This is a genomic window from Micromonospora sp. IBHARD003 (assembly GCF_056106285.1).
The window spans coordinates 7,166,620-7,184,993 of sequence record NZ_JBWBBX010000001.1 but is presented as its reverse complement, the minus strand read 5'-3'; the positions used below and the strand labels follow the sequence as shown (position 1 = coordinate 7,184,993).

Below are 18,374 nucleotides of genomic sequence, written 5' to 3'. Positions count from 1 at the left end.
CGAGAAGGAGTGATTGTGGACATGAGGGCAGCACAGGGGCCCGGCGGGACCGGGCCGTCCCCCAGCCTGCTCCGGGGAGGTACCCGGTGATCACCGAGGAGACGACCGCGGCGCTGGCCGACCGGCTGGACGCCGCGCAGACCACCCGCACCCCCACGGAGAGCCTCGCCGAGCGTCATCCCTTGGACGTGGACGACGCGTACGCCGTACAGCGGGCACTGGTCGCCCGGCGCCTCGCGCGCGGTGAGCGGCTCACCGGCGTCAAGCTGGGCTTCACCAGCAAGGCCAAGATGGCGCAGATGGGCGTGAGCGAGGTCATCGTCGGCCGGCTGACCGACGCCATGCGGGTGGCCGACGGCGGGGAGCTCGCTCTCGCCGGGCTGATCCATCCGAAGGTGGAACCCGAAGTCGCCTACCGGCTCGGCCGCGACGTGGACCCTGCGGATCCGTCGGCCTCGCTCGTGGCGGCGGTCGACGCGATGGCTCCCGCGCTGGAGATCATCGACTCCCGCTACCGCGACTTCCGCTTCACCTACGAGGACGTGATCGCCGACAATACCTCGGCTGCCGGGTACGTCCTCGGTCCTTGGATTCCGCCGAAGGACCTGCGCGACCGGGAGGTCCTGCTGACCAGTGGCGCGCAGAATGCCACCGGCTCCACATCGGCGATACTCGGCGACCCTGCACGGGCGTTGCGCGCGCTGCAGAGCATCTGCCGGCGTCGGCAGATAGCGCTGCGCGCCGGGGACGTGGTCCTCGCCGGCGCGGCCACCGCCGCGGCGCCGCTGGCGACCGGCACCGCCCGTGCCGATGTGATGGGTCTCGGCAGCGTCACGGTACGGGGGGTGTGATGGACCAGGCAGGCGTGAACCAGGCACCGGTGGACGAAGCACGCATGGACCGGGCACGCATGGACCAGGCACGCATGGACCAGGCACGCGTCGTCCCCGGGAAGGCCACTCCCCGCGGCCGCTTCCCGCACCTGCGGCGGGCCGGCGACTTCGTCTATGTTTCCGGCACCAGCTCGCGGCGCCCCGACAACACGTTCGCGGGAGTCCGCGCCGACGCGATGGGCACCACCGACCTCGACATCCGGGAGCAGACCCGGGCGGTCATCGAGAACATCCGCGACATCCTCGCCGACGTGGGGGCCGACCTGTCCCAACTGGTGCAGGTCACCAGCTATCTGGTCTCCATGAACGACTTCGGCGGCTACAACGAGGTGTACGGCCGGTACTTCGACGAGAGCGGCCCCACCCGGACCACCGTCGCCGTCCACCAACTGCCCCACCCCCATCTGCTCATCGAGATCCAGGCCGTGGCCCATGTGCCGTATGACGGCCGGGAGACCGCCGGGATCGCCGGTCCCGCCACCCGTTCGACAGAGGAGTCCTCATGACCGACCTCCCCGAGGTGATCGATTTCCAGGGCTGGATCAACGAGCACGCCCATCTGCTCAAGCCCCCGGTCAACAACCGGACGATGGCGCTCGGCACCGACTTCATCGTGCAGATCGTCGGCGGCCCGAACCAGCGCACCGACTTCCATGTCGACCCGTACGAAGAGTGGTTCTACCAGGTCAAGGGCGATATGCACGTGAACGTGATGACCGGGGACGGCCCGCGCACCGTACACATCCCGGAGGGCTCGTGCTGGCTGCTGCCGGGCGACGTCCCGCACTCCCCGCAGCGGCCCGACCCGGAATCCGTGGGCCTGGTCATCGAGCGGGTCCGGGAGGAGGGCACGCTGGAGAAGTTCCTCTGGTACTGCACCGTCTGCTCCGCTCCGGTGCACGAGGTGGAGCTGCAGGTCCGGGACATCGTGGCCGACCTGCCACCGGTCTTCGAGGGGTTCTACGCCGACGAGGCGGCCCGCACCTGCCCCGCCTGCGGCGCCCTGCATCCCGGGAAGGGCTGAGCGGTGGGGGATCTGATCGACGTGCACACCCACTGTGTTCCGCGGGGCTGGCCGGACCTCTCCGGGGTGGGCGGGCCCGAAGCTCCGTGGCTGCGGATCGAGTCCGAGGCCGACGCCGTGATCATGATGGGGTCGAAGGAGTTCCGCCGCATTCGGGCGAACTGCTGGGACGCCGAGCTGCGGCTGCGCGACATGGACGCCGACGGGGTGACCACCCAGGTGGTCTCCCCCACCCCGGCGTTCTTCTCCTACGGGCGCAGCGGCACCGAGGCGGCGAAGATCGCACGGGTATTCAACGACCTGGCGCTGGAGATCGTCGCCCCGGCCCCCGACCGGCTCCTGCCGTTCTGTCAGGTGCCGCTGCAGGACCCGGACGCCGCCTGTCGCGAACTGGAGCGGTGCCTGGCGAACGGGCACCGTGGTGTCGAGATCGGCAACCACGTCGGCGACCAGGACCTGGACAGCGCCGGAGTGGTCACCTTCCTCCAGCACTGCGCCGCGCTGGATGTGCCGGTCTTCGTGCACCCGTGGGACATGGACAGCTCACCCCGGCTGGAGCGGTGGATGGCACGGTGGCTGACCGCGATGCCCGCCGAGACCCATCTGTCGATCCTGGCGATGGTGCTGGGCGGGGTCTTCGACCACGTCGACGAACGGCTGCGGATCTGCTTCGCGCACGGCGGCGGCTCCTTCGCCTTCTGGCTGGGCCGCACGGAGAACGCCTGGTACGGGCGGAACGACGTGGTGGGCACGTCGCAGCATCCGCCCTCGCACTACCTGGGCCGTTTCTACGTCGACTCGGTGGTCTTCGACGACCGGGCACTGCGGCTGCTGGTGGACACGGTCGGAGAGGACCGGGTGATGGTCGGCAGCGACTACCCGTACCCGCTGGGCGAGCGCCCGGTGGGAGCGGTGGTGGGCAAGAGCGGCTTCCTCAGCGAGCGGACCCGGCGCAAGATCGAGCGCGGCAACGCCGAGCGCTACCTGGGGCTCTGATGTCCATCCGGCCCGCTCCCGCCCGCCCCGCCCGGTGCGGCGTAATCCTCCTCCGGCGCGCGGCCCGCGCCGGACATCTCGGCTGCGGCCTTCTCCAGACTCCGGATCAATGCCCGCGCCGAGGGGCTCAGCGTGCGGGTCGCCGACGCGGTCACCCCCACGCTGTGCCCAACGGCCTCCAGCGGGACCGGCAACTGGGCCAGCCTGCTGTCGTCACGCACCAGGAGGGACGGCAGTACGGCCACGACATCGGTCTCCAAGAGGAGTTGACGTACCGTCAAGAAAGAGGTGGTCTCCACCCGGTTCTCCGGCAGACCGAGCCCGTACCGGGCGAACAGCCCCTCCACCTCCCGCCGGAGCGCGGTCTGCTGCCCGGGCAGGATCCATGGGTACTCCACCAGGTCGGCGAGCCGGATCCCGGCCTCACCGACCAGCGGGTGGCCGGACCGTACCGTCACTTCGACCGACTCCTCGTAGAGCGGACGCCGTATCAAACCGTCTCCGGACGGGGCGGTCAGCCGGCCCACCACCAGGTCGATGCGTCCCGCCTCCAGCTCCAGGAGCAGCTCCTCGGGAGAGGACTCACGCACGATCACGGTGAGATAGGGGTGGTCGCGCTTCAGGGCGGCGATGGCCCGGGGCAGCAGGATGTTCGACCCGGCGAGATGGGTGCCGACCACGGCGGTCCCGCGATCCGCATCGGCCAGCTCCACCACATGGCGCCCGGCCTGGATGAGCTGCGCCAGCACCGCCCGCGCGTGCTGGGTGAACGCCTCGCCGAAGACCGTGGGGGTGACCCCGCGCGGGCCGCGCTCGTACAGCTCGACACCGAGGATGTCCTCCACCTCGTGCAGGCTGCGGGTAGCGGCGGGCTGGGTCACGTGCAGTTCGGCGGCGGCACTGACGACCGTTCCCTGCCGCGAGAGGGCGTCCACCAGCAGCAGATGGCGCACCTTGAGCCGGCCGTCGAACAGGCGGGGCATCTCCACGCCACGACAGTAACCGGAATCCTCGGGAAGCGTTCCCGCCGAGCACCTCGCGGTTGCCGGGGAGCGCGTACCGCCGCGTGCCCGGGCAACGCCCGGGCCACCCCGGACCTGCTCCCGAGCCTGAGCGGTGTCCTTACCGGAACCGGCCGGCCGCGACCCCGCCCGGGCATGTCCCGGGCACGTCCCGGCGTCCGCACACCCTCGCCGTCCCGCACAGCCGTCCCCTGCCCAGAAGGCCGCACCATGACCTCACCCCCTGACCGCAACGCATCCGGCACCGCCGCCGTCACCGAGGCCGCCGACGCCCTCGACCGGGCGGTACGCACCTTGGTGCCCTGCCCGCCGGTGCGCACCCTTTTCGACGAGGGCGACATCACCTCCGCCTACGCCGTACAGCGGCTCAACGTCCGCCGTGCACTGGCTGCCGGCCGCCAGGTCAGCGGCCGGAAGATCGGGCTGACGTCCCCGGCCGTTCAGCGCCAACTCGGGGTCGACCAGCCCGACTTCGGCGCCCTGTTCGCCGACATGGCGGTCACCGGCGGCGTCGTCCCGGCCGGGATGCTGCTCCAGCCCAAGGTGGAGGCCGAAGTCGCACTTGTCCTCCGCAGTGACCTGCCGCAGCGCGACTGCACCCCCGGGGACGTGCTGCACGCGGTCCACTACGCGCTCCCTGCCCTGGAGATCGTCGACAGCCGGGTGAAGGACTGGGACATATCCATCGTCGACACCGTCGCCGACAATGCCTCCTGCGGTCTTTACGTCCTCGGCGACACCCCCGTCCTGCTGGGCGGCCTCGACCTGAGCACGGTCACCATGACCATGGAGCGCGCCGGCACCCTCGTCTCCGAGGGCACCGGCGCCGACTGCCTCGGCAGCCCGCTCGCGGCCGCGGCCTGGTTGGCCTCGACCCTCGCCGAACGGGGGGACCCGCTGCGCGCCGGGGAAACGCTGCTGACCGGGGCGCTCGGCCCGATGGTGCCGGCCGTACCCGGCGACACGTTCGAAGCCCGCATCTCCCATCTGGGCCCGGTACGGGTCAGGTTCGCCACCGAAGGAGAGGACCGATGAGCAGCGCTGCCTCCACCCGCACCAAGGTCGCCGTCATCGGCTCGGGCAACATCGGCACCGACCTGATGATCAAGGTACTGCGGCTCTCGGAGCGGCTCGAGATCACCGCCATGGCAGGCATCGACCCCGACTCCGACGGACTGGCCCGCGCCCGCCGGCTCAAGGTCGCCACCACCCACGGCGGGGTCGACGGCCTCGTCGCGATGGACGAGTTCGCCGACGTGGAGATCGTCTTCGACGCCACATCCGCCGGCGCGCACCGCCGCCACGACCAGGTGCTGCGGCCGCTGGGCCGGACCCTCGTCGACCTCACCCCGGCCGCCGTCGGCCCGTATGTGGTCCCCCCGGTCAACGGCACCGCCCACCTCGACGCCCCCAACGTCAACATGGTCACCTGCGGCGGCCAGGCAACCATCCCCGTGGTCGCCGCGATCGGCGCCGTCACCCCGGTGCACTACGGAGAGATCGTCGCCTCCATCGCCTCCCGTTCCGCCGGGCCCGGCACCCGCGCCAACATCGACGAGTTCACCGAGACCACCTCGCGCGCCGTCGAGCAGATCGGCGGCGCCGCCCGCGGCAAGGCGATCATCATCCTCAACCCGGCGGAACCCCCGCTGATCATGCGGGACACCGTGCACTGCCTGGTCTCCGACTGCGCCACCGAGCACGTGGCCTCCTCCGTCGCGGAGATGGTCACCCGGGTGCAGAAGTACGTCCCGGGCTACCGGCTCAAGCAGCAGGTGCAGTTCGACGAGGTCGCCGACGACGACCCGCTGCGCGGGCTGCTCCCACCCGGCACCACCGGCCCGGCCCTGCGCGTCTCCGTGTTCCTGGAAGTCGAGGGCGCGGCCCACTACCTCCCGGCCTACGCCGGCAACCTCGACATCATGACCTCGGCCGCGCTGCGTACCGCCGAGCGTATCGCCGCCCACCGCACCACCCAGGGGGACCCCCGATGACCCACGCCAGCACCGCTCGCCCCCGCCGGCTCCTCGTCCAGGACGTCACCCTGCGAGACGGGATGCACGCCATCAGGCACCGGTACACCGTCGGGCAGGCCCGCGCCATCGCGATCGCCCTGGACGCCGCGGGGGTCGGCGCCATCGAGATCGCCCACGGCGACGGACTCTCCGGATCCAGCATCAACTACGGCATCGGAGCCCACACCGACTGGGAGTGGATCGAAGCGGTCACCGACGGCGCCCGGCGCGCCGTCCCCACCACACTGCTGCTCCCCGGCATCGGAACCGTCCGCGATCTGCGGCAGGCCCACGCACTGGGCATCCGCTCGGTTCGCGTCGCCACCCACTGCACCGAGGCGGACATCTCCGCCCAGCACATCGGCGCCGCACGTGAGCTGGGCATGGACGTCGCCGGGTTCCTGATGATGTCCCACATGGCCGAACCCGCCGAACTCGCCCGCCAGGCCAAGCTGATGGAGTCCTACGGCGCCCGGTGCGTCTATGTCACCGACTCCGGAGGCAGGCTCACCATGGACGGGGTCCGGGACCGCGTCCGCGCCTACCGGGACGTCCTCGACGCCGCCACCGAGCTGGGCATCCACGCCCACCACAACCTCACCCTGGGCGTCGCCAACTCCGTCGTCGCCGTGGAGAACGGTGCGGTGCGCGTCGACGCCTCCCTCGCCGGCCAGGGCGCCGGCGCCGGCAACTGCCCTCTGGAGGCCTTCGTCGCCGTCGCGGACCTGATGGGCTGGGAGCACGGTTGCGACCTCTTCCCCCTGATGGACGCGGCCGACGACCTGGTCCGACCGCTCCAGGACCGTGCGGTCCGCGTCGACCGCGAAACCCTCAGCCTCGGATACGCGGGCGTCTACTCGAGCTTCCTCCGCCACGCCGAGGCCGCAGCCGCCCGTCACGGCCTCGACACCCGTTCGATCCTTGTCGAGGTCGGGCGCCGGGCGATGGTCGGCGGCCAGGAAGACATGATCACCGACGTCGCACTGGACCTGGCGGCGAACCGGCGGTGCTCCTAGAAGACGACGCGAAGACGTCGATCACGCCGGACACGTCCGCCGGCCGGGCAAGGCCCGCTACCGCACGCGCAGGGCCAGCACGACGACGTCGTCTCCGGGAGGCGGATCTGCCAGTCGCCGACTGATCCGCCGGACCAATTCGGTAGGCGTGCCGTCCCCGTGACGGCCCAGCAGGGACATGAGTTGCGCGGCGGCCGCGTCCATGTCGTGACCCGGGCGCTCGATGAGCCCGTCGGTGTAGAGCAACAGGGTCGAGCCAGGCGGAAGTTCGCGTCGGTGCTCGGTGCGGTGGAACGCCGCGAAGTCCTCGTGGAAGAGCAGGTCGTGCTCCACAAGGGTCGTCACCGTGCCCTCCGGTGTGCGCAGGAGGGGTGGTGGGTGGCCGGCGTTGGACCAGGTCAGGGCCCAGCCAGGACTGCCGTCGAGGGGGTCGAGGCGGGCGTGAACCAGTGTGCCGCTGGCCTCGATGGGCAGGACCGAGCACGCAGTGTTGAGGGCGGTCACGGCGGTGGCGGGGCTGTACGGGGGGTGGTCGAGGGTGGCTTGTCGCAGCATGCTGCGGATCTGCCCCATCACGGTGGCGGCGTGCATGTCGTGGCCGGTGATGTCACCCACCGTGATCATGAGCGACGCTGTCCGGCCGGACACGGCTGACGGCAGGCGATAGGCGTCGTACCAGTCTCCACCGACCATGTTTCCGTCCGCCGCCGGTACGTACAGCGCGCTGAGCTCGATGCGGTCGGCCAACGGCAGATCGGTGAGCATGGCTTCCTGGAGCTGCCGGGCGACCGAGACCTGCTCGTCCAGGTACAGGGCACGCTCCACCGCCTGCGCGATGTAGCCGGACGCGGCCGTGAGCGTGGCCCTCTCGGTGACGCTCACCTCGTGCGGCTTGGCCCAGCAGATCGCGAGTACACCCAGCAGAGTACGGCTGCCCCAGAGCGGCAGGCACAAGATTGTGCTGAGGCCCATGCGGTCGCAGAAGCCGACCGCTTCGGGACTGTATCCGGCAGCGAGAGCCTCACGGTTCGGCACGAAGACCGTCCGGCCGTCGCGCAGGGCCCGGGCGCTCGGGAACCCCGAGTCGCCGGGCAGGGCCAAGGCCTCGCGCTCCACCGAGAAAGAGATGTCCGGGTCGGGGACCCGGTGCAGTTCCTCGCTGTCGGCGACCAGCAGGCCCACGTACGAAGGCTTCCCGACGCCGGCGAACAGGTCCCGCAGCCGTCGCCGGACATCGTCCAGCCCGGAGGTCTGGGCCAGCTCCTCAGACGCCCTCAGCAGCAGCTCGGCGTGGTCGAGGCCAGCCTGGGCCTCGCGCCCCAGGCGCTCCGCGTCGCTGCGTGCCGTCTCGGCAGCGGCCCGCGCGGCGTCCAGCGCCTTCTGAGCGAACCGGCGCTGCGCCGACAGAATGCGCAGGCACAGCTCGGAAGAGCAGGCCGCTGCCAGATCCTCCAGATCGGCGAGTTCCCCGGCGGCCCAGCTCCGGGGCCTGTGGTCGATGGCGCACAGTGACCCCAGGACGAGGCCGTCGCTGTCGAACAGCGGCATTCCGGCGTAAGCGATCATCCCGAGATCCGCGATCGCCGGGCTGGTGGACAGCCTGTCGTCCCTTCGGGCATCGGACACGATCAGCGGCTGCCCGGATGCCACCACGTACCGGCAGGGCGCATGCGCCAGTGGCAGCGCGCGTCTGCCCGCCCAGGGTTCGGACAGACCGATCATGCCGGGCAGGATCTGCCGGTTCTCCTCCGTCAGTGAAACCAAGGCAACGGGCACGCTGAGTGTTCGTGATACCAGCCGAGCGAACCGGTCCATACCCGTATCGCAGGTCGCCAGCAGTCCGGCCTGCCGCAGTGCCCGACGGCGTCCGGCGCCTGAGTCCGTTTCGGGCTCCCGGCCCTGCTCTGCCATCCGCCCTCCGCTCCCGCCGCCCAAGGCCTCCCCCCTCCCCCCAACGGCATAGTAGAACAGTGAGGTGCCGGTCCCCCGGTCGTGTGCTCGGCGCACCGGCAGCGAAGGGGCCGGCCATTCATACAGCAGTACCGGTGGCCCGCGGGTCCGCTCGTCGTTGAGGACGCAGCCCCAGCGGCGGGCTGGCAGTGCTTGGACCGGATAGGTTGCCGAGAAGGAAGCTTGCAGCGTCCCAGAGCCTGTCGGGTTCGGATGCGCCGGTCCCTCCTGAGCGGCCGCGGTTCGCCTGGTTCGCGCTGAACTGCAGCTTGTCGTGAAGCCGTCGGCCGACTGCAGCATGCTTGCGAAGGACAGCCCGAAAACGGCGAGCAGCGCCAGGCCGAGCGCCGTCGTGGTCCACCACGCCTGACCGGGCAGGGCGAAGAGCCGCTCGATCTCCATCCGGGCGGTCGCCGACACCCCGAGCCCGTCGCCGAGCCATTGTGCGAACTCCTGCCCGCTGGCCGGGTCTGCCGCGGATACGACGACCAGCAGCGGTACCAGCGTCAGGAAGCCGAGCGCGGCAAACCCCAGTGAGCGTTGCCACAGGTCCAGCTCCGGAACGCGCCTCCAGCCACGCCGTGCCTGCACACGGCGCATCGCGCTGCGTATCCGCCCGACTGACGGCGGCACCCGCCTCGGGCCCTCGGACTGGTCATCTCGGCTGGTCATCTCGGCAGGGCGCGGTCCGACCCGGGCCGGGAGCGCAGGCCAGACTCATCGTGAGTCCCGGCCCGCTACCGAACCGCTCCGCGCCTCGGCGTGGCGGGCAATGTCCGGTTCCGAGCAGCGCCTGGATTCGCGTGGCTCCCGCGCTCGGTCGCCGGCAACCGAGGGCTGCAAAGGACCGTTTCGCGCACCACCCCGCCAGGCGCAAATTCAGTGCTTGAAGGCGTCCTTCGTCTTTTCCTTGGCCTGACGAATGTCACCTTTCGCCCTCTCTGCATGCCCCTTGGCCGCCAGTCCCTCGTTGCCTACAGCGCGGCCGGCGGTCTCCTTCGCCTTACCCTTGGCTTGTTCCACTTTCGCCTTTGCCTTCTGTCCCTTGGCCACGGCACTCACATCCAATTCCTCTACCTCAATAGATAACCATCGACAGATTTCACCTACCCACGATTGGTTCCGTAAACACAACCCATCGAACAGTCCATCGAACAGCCCGCGTCACTCCACTGGTTTAGGAGTTCGGCCCACGACAACAGCCCCGACACGCCCTAGATCGCGCAGACCTGAAAAGCTACTCGGAGATTGCCGGTCGAACCTGTTCACCATGCTGCTGCCCGGGCGGCGGCGCAAAGACCGGGTGAGACCGTTTACCCCGCATCAATTCGGGGAGCCGAGGAGAAGAAGGAGCGACCGCAGAGGACGTCCCGTCACCGGAGGTTGCCATGATCATCCTCGGAATCGTTCTGCTCGTCATCGGCCTCTTGGCCGGCATTGGCATTCTCTGGACCATCGGCATCGTCCTGGTCGCGATCGGGGTTCTTCTGTGGATTCTGGGGGCAGTGGGGCACGCGGTCGGCGGCAGGCGGCACTACTGGTAATACGCCTGCGACAGGGCATTCGACTGTGCCCGTAGGCGACACCGCGTCCTCCCCGCCACAGCGTTGAGCACGGCCGGGCCATGCTCCGTCACGCGGTGAACCGCCCTGAAGCCACACTCCCAGCTGACGGAAAGCCTGACCAAGATGGCAACGCATGCACCTGTTCGTCCCCCACCTTCGCAGCCGTCCGGTAGTGACTTCGCCAGGCTGGCGAGAGAAGTCGCCGAGGCTGGGCTGATGCGCCGGCGACCCGGCTATTACGCGGCCCGCATCACCGCGGTGGGCGCGCTCTATGCCAGCGGCTGGATCGCGTTCGTGCTCGTCGGCTCCAGCTGGTGGTCACTGGCCATAGCTGCCTTCCTCGCCGTTGTCTTCGGCCAGGTTGCCCTGCTCGCCCACGATGTGGCCCACAGGCAGGTGTTCCGGCTTCGCAAAGCCAGTGAACGGTTCGGCCGAATCGCCGGGAACGCGGGCATAGGCATGGGCTACGGCTGGTGGCAGGACAAGCACACACGCCACCATGCCAATCCCAACCACGAAACGCTCGACCCCGACCTGGTTCCCGACCTGCTGGTCTGGTCGCAGCATCAGGCACGCGCCGCAAAAGGACTTCCCCGGCTCATCGGCCGCTCCCAGGCGTTCCTCTTCTTCCCCCTTCTCGCGCTGGAGGGCTTCAACCTGCATGTAATGGGCGTGAAGGCTCTGGCCAACCCAGGGATCAAGCACCGCCCCCAAGAAGGAACCCTGCTCTTCGCCCACTTCGGGCTCTATGCCGGTGCACTGTTCCTGGTTCTGCCGCCAGGTATGGCGATCGCCTTCCTCGCCGTTCACCAGTGCCTGTTCGGTCTGTACCTCGGCTCCATCTTCGCTCCCAACCACAAGGGCATGCCGATTCTGACCGGCAAGGACCGTCCCGACTTCCTCCGCCGCCAGGTGCTCACCTCACGGAACGTGCGCGGCGGTTGGTTCGCGGACATGACCCTCGGCGGTCTCAACCACCAGATCGAGCACCACTTGTTCCCCAGCATGCCCACCCCCCAACTGCGCGACGCCCGCCCCATCGTCCGCCGCTACTGCAAGGAACTGGGCATCCCCTACGTCGAGACCGGCCTCATCGCCTCCTACCGGCAAGCCCTCAGGAGCCTCCACCAAGCGGGGGCCCCGATTCGCGACGCGCGCCACCGCCCCTGAGCCGGCTTGCTCATACGTCTCCCACCGGCGGAGACCGGCGCCTGCGAGGGCATCCCACTTCGGGCGGCCGGACTCCCGTTGGTCAGCGGGCAGATCCTCGTCCCCGCCGAATCCCGGCGGTCCGCCGACGCCGGGTAGAGGATGTCGTTCCAGCCTCCCGGTCTTCGTCGGCGGCCTCGTCCTCCCAATCGTCTTCCTCGACGTACTCTTCTTCGCCCTCGGTATTGCCGTCTTGGTCGTCCTCGGCTTCGTACTCGCCGTCTTGGTCGTCCTCGGCTTCGTACTCGCCGTCTTGCTCGGCTTCGTACTCGCCGTCTTGGTCGTCCTCGGCTTCGTACTCCGAGCCCTCGGCCTCTTCCGCTTCCTCCTCTTCCAGGGCTTCTTCGTGTGACAGGACGACTTCGCCGTCCCGGATCTCGCCGCGCCAGCCTTCCGGCTCTTCGTCGGTGAGAGTGACGTACCGCTGGAAGTGCTTGAAATCCAGCCGTATCCGACGGCCCTGAGCCCGCCACAGATTGCCGGTCTTCTCGAAGAACCCGGACGGGTAGTACTCCACGACCAGGACGATCCGCGTCAGTGTCGGCGCGAGTTCGTGAAAACTGACCGCACCCTTGGTCGACCCCTTGGCACCTTCGGAGGTCCACACGATCCGGTCGTCCGGGATCTGTTCCTGAACAGTCGCCGTGAAACCACGCGAGGAGGGACCGACCTTGACCTTCCAGTCACTGGACGTCTCGTCGCTCTTCGAGACGTTGTGAACGCCCTTGGTGAAGCTGCTGAACTCCTCGTACCGGGTCCAGTAGTCGTAGGCCGTGCGAAGGGGCACCCCGACGTCGAGGACCTCGATGATGTTCATGCTCTTGCCGCTGCTACCGGACTTGCCCTTTCCGCCGCCGAACACATCTTTGACCTTGTCCACGACGCTGTCCTTGAGGCCTTTGGCCTTCTCGGACAAGAACGCCTTCACAGGGGACTCGCCCCCGAGGATGCGCGAGCCGATCTTGAGTAGCGACCCGCCGTTGTCGGCGACATCGGTGAGCTGATCGGTGACATCGGCGAGCTTGTCACCGGCTTTCTCCGCAAGCCGTTCGACCTGTGACCCGACGAAACCCGACAGCGCCTCACGCAGTCCGTTCGCCCCGGACTCCAGCGTCTCCGGCTCCTTCGTCTTCCCGGCCATGGCGGGCTACCTCCGGCGATCCGCGCGCTTGGATGTCGCCGCCTGCCCTGGAGACGCCGTCTTCTTTGCGGGAGACCGCTTCCTGGTGGCGGGCTTCTCGGCGGTGACCGCTTTATTCACGGCCGGCTTCGTCGCGGAGGTGTCCTTCCTCCGGTGCGGCTCCTTCGCGGCCGCCCCGGAAGAGCTCCGGGCAGAGGGGGGCCGCTGATGCCTGGACGCGGTACCCCTGCCGTGCCGAGCCGGGCTCCGGGACCCTCTCCGGCGTTGCGGGCGCTCGAGTTCAGGCTCTTCTTCCCCTTCCTCCGATTCCTCTTCCTCCTCGTACTCCTGCTCTTCCTCTTCCTCATCCTTCTCACCAAAGGCGGCCGTGCGATCACGGAGCGTGTCGGCAAGAGTACCCATGCCGCGAGTGGCAGCGGCTGTCAATGCTTTGCGGCCCGCATCGAGGACCTCCCCTTTGAGCTGGTCCTGCAGTTCGGCGACCTGCGGTATCTCCCCCAGTCTGCGCATTCCCTCGACAGCGAGCTGGCGCGGCTCGAGACCGAACCGCCTGCCCGCCAAATACGTCCCCACGCTCAGCGCCAGCTTGCCTTTCTTCGTACGGCCCAACACGTAACCACCGGCGATGGCCGCGGCGAGCGCCATCTTGGTCTGATCGTCCATGCGCACGTCACCTTCATCTTCCCCTGGGCACTCGCCCGCGCCGCAGTTCCTGCCAGTGGTCTCTGCCAACGGCGGCCACGGCAGCCGAATTTGGAAGCGCAACGAGGGGACCCCCAGTCCCGCTCGCTTCGGACGGGGCAGGCCATCTACCACCTGGCGTCTGGCGCCCCGACGGGCGGTCGCCTCGGCACAATGGCCCTGACTCGATGCCGACCGGTCCTGTACTCACCAGTCTCACCCGAATCGTGTCGGTCGCATCTTGAGCAGCGCTGCCCCCTGCGGCGGAGGCCAGTCCGCTGCGCAGGAGGTACCGCCTCCGCTCAACGGACGTCATGCCGCGACGCATCGTCTGCCCTGCGCAGGGCAGATGCCTGATGTGCCGTGACGATGGCGCGGCCGTTGTGTCCTTCTACTGCCCGCCGCGGTGCGGCCGGTGTCCCAGCAGGTCGGGAAGAAGGGCCCGAGAGCATGCCTGGCGCAGGAAGGCTGTGCCGATGACATCGCCTGCCGGTGTCGGTTCACAGCCTGCCTTCTCCGCCCCCGAGGTGGCGATGGATGATGCCACCTTGGTGATCCGCGCGCGCGACGGCGACATACGGGCCTTCGAGGTGCTGGTGCGCCGCTACCAGGGGCCGTTGTACCGCTTGGCCCTGCACATGCTGGCCGGCCACGGCGACGCCGAGGACGTGGTGCAGGAAGTCTTCCTGACCGCATGGCGGCGGCTGGGGCAGTTGCGGGACGACAGAGCGTTCCTGGGCTGGCTCTACCGGGCGACGACGAACCGGTGCCTGAACATCATCCGGGCCCGCAGACCCGTCGCGGAAGCCGACCTGAACAGTCGCGAATCCGTCGATGCGGCTGGGGCCCCTGAGCGGGCGGCGCAGGTCGGCGAGCAGTTGACGGCGCTCGGGGAAGCGCTGAAACGGCTGACGCCGGAGCAGCGGGCCTGCTGGCTGCTGAGGGAGGTGCACGGGCGCTCCTACAAGGAGATCGCCGGGGCCACGGGCACGACTCAGACAGCAGTGCGTGGTCGCATAGCGCGCGCTCGAGCGCAGTTGGCGGAGGCGATGGCTCCATGGAGATGAGCGATGCTCATGGCTGCATGCTGCCGTGCGGCCGCGACGTCGAGACGGTGTGGGAACGACTCGATCCGACGGATGTCGGCTTGGCCGGTACCCACGAGTCCACCTGCGAGTACTGCTCCGAGACGCGCGAAAGCCTGGTGGTGCTGCGCCAGGTGACGGGCGAGCTGGCCTCGGAGGAGGCAACACCTCCGCTGGGCCTGACCGGACGGATCATGTCCGCCGTCCGCGCAGAGGCCCGCCGTCACCGCATGCTCACGCTACCCAGCCCGGAGCCGGGCGGGCTGCGCGTCAGCGAACAAGCGGTCGCCGCGGTGCTGCGAAGCGCCGCCGACTCCGTCGACGGTGTGCGCGCGCGGCGCTGCCGGATCGCCGCCACGGAGGCGGCCGGGGAGGTGGAGGTGGAGATGAGCCTTGCTGTGGCGTACCGCAGGTTCTCCGCCGAGGCCGTCGTCGAAGTACGCGAGCGGGTCCGGGCAGCCGCCGCAGCACGGGTCGGGGTAGCCCTGGTGCGCCTGAACCTGACCGTGGAGGACCTCTACGACGTATGAAGCCCCCGGGATCGGGCAGCAGACCGTTGAAAGCGACTGCAGCACAAGGACGCGGTGCCCGCCATGAGAACGACCGTGCCGGACAACAAGGCCGGGGTTCCCCGCGCCCAGTGGGTCATCGCCGGGCCCGTGATCGCCGCCGTCGCCGCCCGGGCCGCTGCCGGCGTCCCTGGCGTCGTGCGACTCGAACCCGGCCTGACCGGGCTCGCCTCCCAGTGGACGCGTATCGCACGCCAGAAGATCAACGGCCTTGCTCCGGCCCCGACCGAGGGCGTCAGAGTCACACTCGACCACACCGCCGTCCCATCGACGTTGCGCGTCTCCATCGACCTGGCCGCCTCCGGGTACGACCAAGCCGGAATCGTGGGACGGTCCGTTCAGCGCGAGGTCACGCGCGCGCTCGCCGCTGCCATCGGCCTCACCCCGCAGGCCGTCATGGTGTCGATCATGGACATCGACATGTACAGGACGGTGCATGATGACCCCGAGATCAGAGCTGACGCGCTCACTCCTGTCCGTCTTGGACGGGATCCCCGGCCTTCGTCCAGCGGCCCCCGCCACCACCCAAGTCGGGTCACGCATGCCGTGGAATCTCGATGCCTTGGCCCTCGCCATCGATGATGAAGTCATCGAGATCCGCGTCGTGGCCCTCGCTCTCCCCCTGCCTCCGCTCCTGCGTGCGGCGGAGGCCGCACTGTACACGGCGCTCAAAGAGACCCGGTGGCATGACGCCCGGCTGCGCCTGGTCGTCACCGACGTGGACGCCGGTGCCCTCACCTCCCGGTCACGCGAGTGATGCCGGTAGCCCAAAGGGCCATGACGTTCTCCCCTGGTACGGGTCCTTCAGGTGAGACGGGCGCGAACCCGCTCGTCGAGATGAAACCGAGGAGAGCACCATGACGAACCCGGCCACCACGAATACCGCCGAACACTCCACGTTTGCCGCAGGCAACGCGGACAAAAGTGCCACCAGCGCACCGGAAGCTTCCTCCGCACAAGCGTCCGGGCAGGGTTCGACCACCATCGCCGACGTCGTCGTCCAGAAGATCGCCGGTATTGCGGCACGCGAGGTACCTGGCGTACACGAGCTGGGGGGCGGAGCGGCACGCGCGTTCGGCGCGGTGAAGGGACGGATTCCCGGAGCCTCGGCAAGCGCCGGACAGGGCGTCTCCGTTGAGGTCGGTCAGAGGCAGGCGGCCGTGGACCTGCAGATGCTCGTCGAATACGGCGTGGCCATACCCGATCTGGCCAAGGACGTCCGCAACAACGTCATCGACTCCGTCGAGCAGATGACCGGCCTGGAAGTCGTCGAGGTCAACATCAACGTCAATGACGTTCACCTCCCCGCCGACGACAGTGACGGCGACGACCAGGGCACAGGCGACCGCGTCCAGTAGCGGCGCCCCGGGCGCCGGCTGCTGCATGACTCCGTCCCACAGCGCACGGAGCGTCATGAAATCCATCCGGCCTCCGGGCGGACTCACAGACCGCGGTCCATCGCGGCACGACCACCGTCAGAGCAACGCAGAGCACGAGGAGAATCGACATGACGTCCACCCAGACCGGCCTGCTGACCGGTCTCGTACTCGGCTTCGCCGCCGCGTTCGGCGGTTTCGATGCCTTCCTCATCCTCCTTGTCCTCGGGACGGTCGGACTGCTGGTGGGGCGCTACCTCGACGGCAAACTCGACCTTGCCCAACTCACCGGACGTGACAGGGACGACTTCCATGGACACCGCGACCATCACGTCGGCTGACACCGACTCCGACACTGATGCAGCGCAGCGTGGCAGGACAACGATTTCCGACCGTGCCATAGAACGCATCGCCACCCGGGTGCTGACCGAAGTCGAGCACATCGGTGGAACGGCGGGGCGGATACTCGGCATAGCCGCCCGCGGAGAACAGTCCGGCTCCTCAGCCCGGGTCACCGCGCAAGTCACCGGCGACTCAGTCGCGGCGCTGGACGTTCGCCTCTCCGTCGCCTACCCGGAATCCGTCGCCCGCGCCACCGGGGACGCCCGCGCATGCCTGGTGCGCCGCATAGCGGACCTCACCGGGCTGACCGTGAGCCGCGTCGACATCGACGTCACCGCACTGCGTACTCCCGACTCCCCAACCAGGAGAGTCCTATGAAACGCCGGCCCCGCCGCACCATCCCCGCCACCCTCACCGCGCTGGTTCTGCTCGCCGCGTGCGTCCTGACCGCCATCGTCGCCATCCAGCTGCTCCTCGGACAGAGCCCGCTCATCAGCTACCGATACGTCACCGGCGCCCTGCACAGCACTCACTGGAACGACACCGCCATCCTCGGAGCAGGCGTCGCGGCAGTACTCCTCGGCCTCCTCCTGCTGCTCGCCGCAGTCTTGCCGGGGAAACCAACGGTCCTGCCGCTGACCGGTGACGTGGACGCCGGCGTCACCAGGCGCAGCCTGCACCACGCCTTGCGGAGCACGGCCGCGAGTGTCGACGGGGTTACCAGAGCAAAACTGAGGCTGGGCCGCCGCACGATCGTCGCCCTCATCCGCACCGACCGGAGCAACACCGAGGGGCTCACCGATGCCGTCCGTGGCGCCCTCGATCAGCGCCTGGACGAGATCGCCCCATTGAACAGACCGGCAACGAGGATCCGGCTCCATGCCACCAGGAACATGCCATGACCAGCCTCAACCGCCCGGCGCATCTCAACCGCACCCTACTCGCCGCCTTTGGTGTCCTCCTGCTCGCCTCAGGCTCCTTCGCCGTGGTGGCTCACTTCAGCCAACTCACCTTCCTCGATGCAGGCGCCCCACTCACTGACACTGCCGCCGCCCCGCCCACCTGGGTGCTGTGGGCAACGGCTGCCATCGCCATCGTTCTCGGACTGCTCGCCCTGCGCTGGCTCGCCGCGCAGTTGGCCCGACGCCCGAAGACCCATACCTGGCACCTCGAGCGGAACCCCGCGCAGGGCAGCACCCGACTCGCCGCGAACACAGCCACCGCCCCTTTCCTCAGCGAAGTCGCCACCTACCCCGGCGTCCACCACGCCCGCGCCACGCTCGCCGGAACCCGCCAGAACCCCACCCTCGCAATGGTGATCACCACCAGCCAGGGCAGTGATCTGACCATCATCAACCGTCGTCTCACCACCCACGGACTGCTCCGGCTCCGTAAAGCACTCGACCTCAACGCCCTCCCCCTCACCGTGGAATACCGCCTCACCACCCACACCGGCACCCGCGCACACTGATTGGCGATCTGAGTCAGAA

The 18,374-nt window shown here is 69.1% G+C and carries 23 protein-coding genes; 18 read left to right on the top strand and 5 right to left on the bottom strand.

What is annotated here, in order from left to right:
- Positions 1–89 precede the first annotated feature (89 nt).
- The 4 genes from ACTWOL_RS31500 to ACTWOL_RS31485 all read left to right on the top strand — a co-directional run bounded on the left by ACTWOL_RS31500 (position 90) and on the right by ACTWOL_RS31485 (position 2,913).
- A complete protein-coding gene (locus ACTWOL_RS31500; RefSeq protein WP_474301300.1) occupies positions 90–851 on the top strand; it encodes a 2-keto-4-pentenoate hydratase in 762 nt (253 codons plus the stop codon).
- A gap of 74 nt (positions 852–925) precedes the next feature.
- A complete protein-coding gene (locus ACTWOL_RS31495; protein WP_474301299.1) occupies positions 926–1,399 on the top strand; it encodes a RidA family protein in 474 nt (157 codons plus the stop codon).
- Positions 1,396–1,917 carry a 3-hydroxyanthranilate 3,4-dioxygenase gene (locus tag ACTWOL_RS31490; RefSeq protein WP_474300243.1) on the top strand — a complete coding sequence of 174 codons (522 nt, stop codon included), beginning with the start codon at positions 1,396–1,398 and terminating at the stop codon, positions 1,915–1,917. Before ACTWOL_RS31495 ends, ACTWOL_RS31490 begins: the two co-directional genes overlap by 4 nt.
- A 3-nt stretch (positions 1,918–1,920) precedes the next feature.
- Positions 1,921–2,913, top strand: a complete 993-nt coding sequence (locus ACTWOL_RS31485; protein ID WP_474300241.1) for an amidohydrolase family protein — start codon at positions 1,921–1,923, stop codon at positions 2,911–2,913.
- On the opposite strand, the gene ACTWOL_RS31480 is transcribed toward ACTWOL_RS31485, so the two are convergent.
- Positions 2,898–3,896, bottom strand: coding sequence for a LysR substrate-binding domain-containing protein (locus ACTWOL_RS31480; protein WP_474301298.1), 999 nt, complete (start codon positions 3,894–3,896; stop codon positions 2,898–2,900). The genes ACTWOL_RS31485 and ACTWOL_RS31480 overlap by 16 nt on opposite strands.
- Before the next feature lie 249 nt (positions 3,897–4,145).
- On the opposite strand from ACTWOL_RS31480, the gene ACTWOL_RS31475 reads away from it, so the two are divergent.
- From ACTWOL_RS31475 to dmpG, 3 genes are read left to right on the top strand one after another with little or no spacing between them, the layout of a single operon-like run.
- Entirely contained in the window at positions 4,146–4,970 is an 825-nt protein-coding gene (locus tag ACTWOL_RS31475; protein ID WP_474300240.1) for a 2-keto-4-pentenoate hydratase, read from the top strand.
- Positions 4,967–5,929: an acetaldehyde dehydrogenase (acetylating) gene (locus ACTWOL_RS31470; RefSeq protein ID WP_474300239.1), complete on the top strand. Its 963-nt coding sequence runs from the start codon at positions 4,967–4,969 to the stop codon at positions 5,927–5,929. Before ACTWOL_RS31475 ends, ACTWOL_RS31470 begins: the two co-directional genes overlap by 4 nt.
- Positions 5,926–6,966, top strand: a complete 1,041-nt coding sequence (gene dmpG, locus ACTWOL_RS31465; RefSeq protein WP_474300238.1) for a 4-hydroxy-2-oxovalerate aldolase — start codon at positions 5,926–5,928, stop codon at positions 6,964–6,966. The genes ACTWOL_RS31470 and dmpG overlap by 4 nt, the downstream gene beginning before the upstream one ends.
- Before the next feature lie 57 nt (positions 6,967–7,023).
- On the opposite strand, the gene ACTWOL_RS31460 is transcribed toward dmpG, so the two are convergent.
- Together ACTWOL_RS31460 and ACTWOL_RS31455 are read right to left on the bottom strand one after the other, a co-directional pair.
- Complete coding sequence (locus ACTWOL_RS31460) at positions 7,024–9,588, bottom strand: SpoIIE family protein phosphatase (RefSeq protein WP_474300237.1); 2,565 nt, start codon at positions 9,586–9,588, stop codon at positions 7,024–7,026.
- A 207-nt stretch (positions 9,589–9,795) separates the two neighbouring features.
- Positions 9,796–9,969, bottom strand: a complete 174-nt coding sequence (locus ACTWOL_RS31455) for a CsbD family protein (protein ID WP_474300236.1) — start codon at positions 9,967–9,969, stop codon at positions 9,796–9,798.
- A 335-nt stretch (positions 9,970–10,304) separates the two neighbouring features.
- On the opposite strand from ACTWOL_RS31455, the gene ACTWOL_RS31450 reads away from it, so the two are divergent.
- Complete coding sequence (locus ACTWOL_RS31450; protein ID WP_474300235.1) at positions 10,305–10,460, top strand: DUF6131 family protein; 156 nt, start codon at positions 10,305–10,307, stop codon at positions 10,458–10,460.
- A 237-nt stretch (positions 10,461–10,697) separates the two neighbouring features.
- A complete protein-coding gene (locus ACTWOL_RS31445; protein ID WP_474300234.1) occupies positions 10,698–11,651 on the top strand; it encodes a fatty acid desaturase family protein in 954 nt (317 codons plus the stop codon).
- Positions 11,652–11,733: 82 nt separating this feature from the next.
- On the opposite strand, the gene ACTWOL_RS31440 is transcribed toward ACTWOL_RS31445, so the two are convergent.
- Together ACTWOL_RS31440 and ACTWOL_RS31435 are read right to left on the bottom strand one after the other, a co-directional pair.
- Complete coding sequence (locus ACTWOL_RS31440; RefSeq protein ID WP_474300233.1) at positions 11,734–12,831, bottom strand: SRPBCC family protein; 1,098 nt, start codon at positions 12,829–12,831, stop codon at positions 11,734–11,736.
- Between the two features lie 6 nt (positions 12,832–12,837).
- Positions 12,838–13,494 carry a hypothetical protein gene (locus tag ACTWOL_RS31435; RefSeq protein WP_474300232.1) on the bottom strand — a complete coding sequence of 219 codons (657 nt, stop codon included), beginning with the start codon at positions 13,492–13,494 and terminating at the stop codon, positions 12,838–12,840.
- A 494-nt stretch (positions 13,495–13,988) separates the two neighbouring features.
- On the opposite strand from ACTWOL_RS31435, the gene ACTWOL_RS31430 reads away from it, so the two are divergent.
- The 9 genes from ACTWOL_RS31430 (at position 13,989) to ACTWOL_RS31390 (ending at position 18,355) form a co-directional block, all read left to right on the top strand.
- Positions 13,989–14,579, top strand: a complete 591-nt coding sequence (locus ACTWOL_RS31430; RefSeq protein ID WP_474300231.1) for an RNA polymerase sigma factor — start codon at positions 13,989–13,991, stop codon at positions 14,577–14,579.
- Positions 14,576–15,127: a hypothetical protein gene (locus ACTWOL_RS31425; protein ID WP_474300230.1), complete on the top strand. Its 552-nt coding sequence runs from the start codon at positions 14,576–14,578 to the stop codon at positions 15,125–15,127. Before ACTWOL_RS31430 ends, ACTWOL_RS31425 begins: the two co-directional genes overlap by 4 nt.
- Before the next feature lie 63 nt (positions 15,128–15,190).
- Positions 15,191–15,748 (top strand): Asp23/Gls24 family envelope stress response protein, encoded by a 558-nt coding sequence (locus tag ACTWOL_RS31420; RefSeq protein ID WP_474300229.1) that lies wholly within the window; start codon positions 15,191–15,193, stop codon positions 15,746–15,748.
- Complete coding sequence (locus ACTWOL_RS31415) at positions 15,729–15,923, top strand: hypothetical protein (RefSeq protein WP_474300228.1); 195 nt, start codon at positions 15,729–15,731, stop codon at positions 15,921–15,923. The genes ACTWOL_RS31420 and ACTWOL_RS31415 overlap by 20 nt, the downstream gene beginning before the upstream one ends.
- A gap of 100 nt (positions 15,924–16,023) precedes the next feature.
- Positions 16,024–16,524, top strand: coding sequence for an Asp23/Gls24 family envelope stress response protein (locus tag ACTWOL_RS31410; RefSeq protein WP_474300227.1), 501 nt, complete (start codon positions 16,024–16,026; stop codon positions 16,522–16,524).
- A gap of 149 nt (positions 16,525–16,673) precedes the next feature.
- Entirely contained in the window at positions 16,674–16,883 is a 210-nt protein-coding gene (locus ACTWOL_RS31405) for a hypothetical protein (protein ID WP_474300226.1), read from the top strand.
- On the top strand, positions 16,855–17,262 hold the full coding sequence (locus ACTWOL_RS31400; RefSeq protein WP_474300225.1) for an Asp23/Gls24 family envelope stress response protein: 408 nt from the start codon (positions 16,855–16,857) through the stop codon (positions 17,260–17,262). Before ACTWOL_RS31405 ends, ACTWOL_RS31400 begins: the two co-directional genes overlap by 29 nt.
- On the top strand, positions 17,259–17,786 hold the full coding sequence (locus ACTWOL_RS31395) for a DUF6286 domain-containing protein (protein WP_474300224.1): 528 nt from the start codon (positions 17,259–17,261) through the stop codon (positions 17,784–17,786). The genes ACTWOL_RS31400 and ACTWOL_RS31395 overlap by 4 nt, the downstream gene beginning before the upstream one ends.
- Complete coding sequence (locus ACTWOL_RS31390) at positions 17,783–18,355, top strand: Asp23/Gls24 family envelope stress response protein (RefSeq protein ID WP_474300223.1); 573 nt, start codon at positions 17,783–17,785, stop codon at positions 18,353–18,355. Before ACTWOL_RS31395 ends, ACTWOL_RS31390 begins: the two co-directional genes overlap by 4 nt.
- The last annotated feature ends 19 nt before the right edge of the window (positions 18,356–18,374 follow it).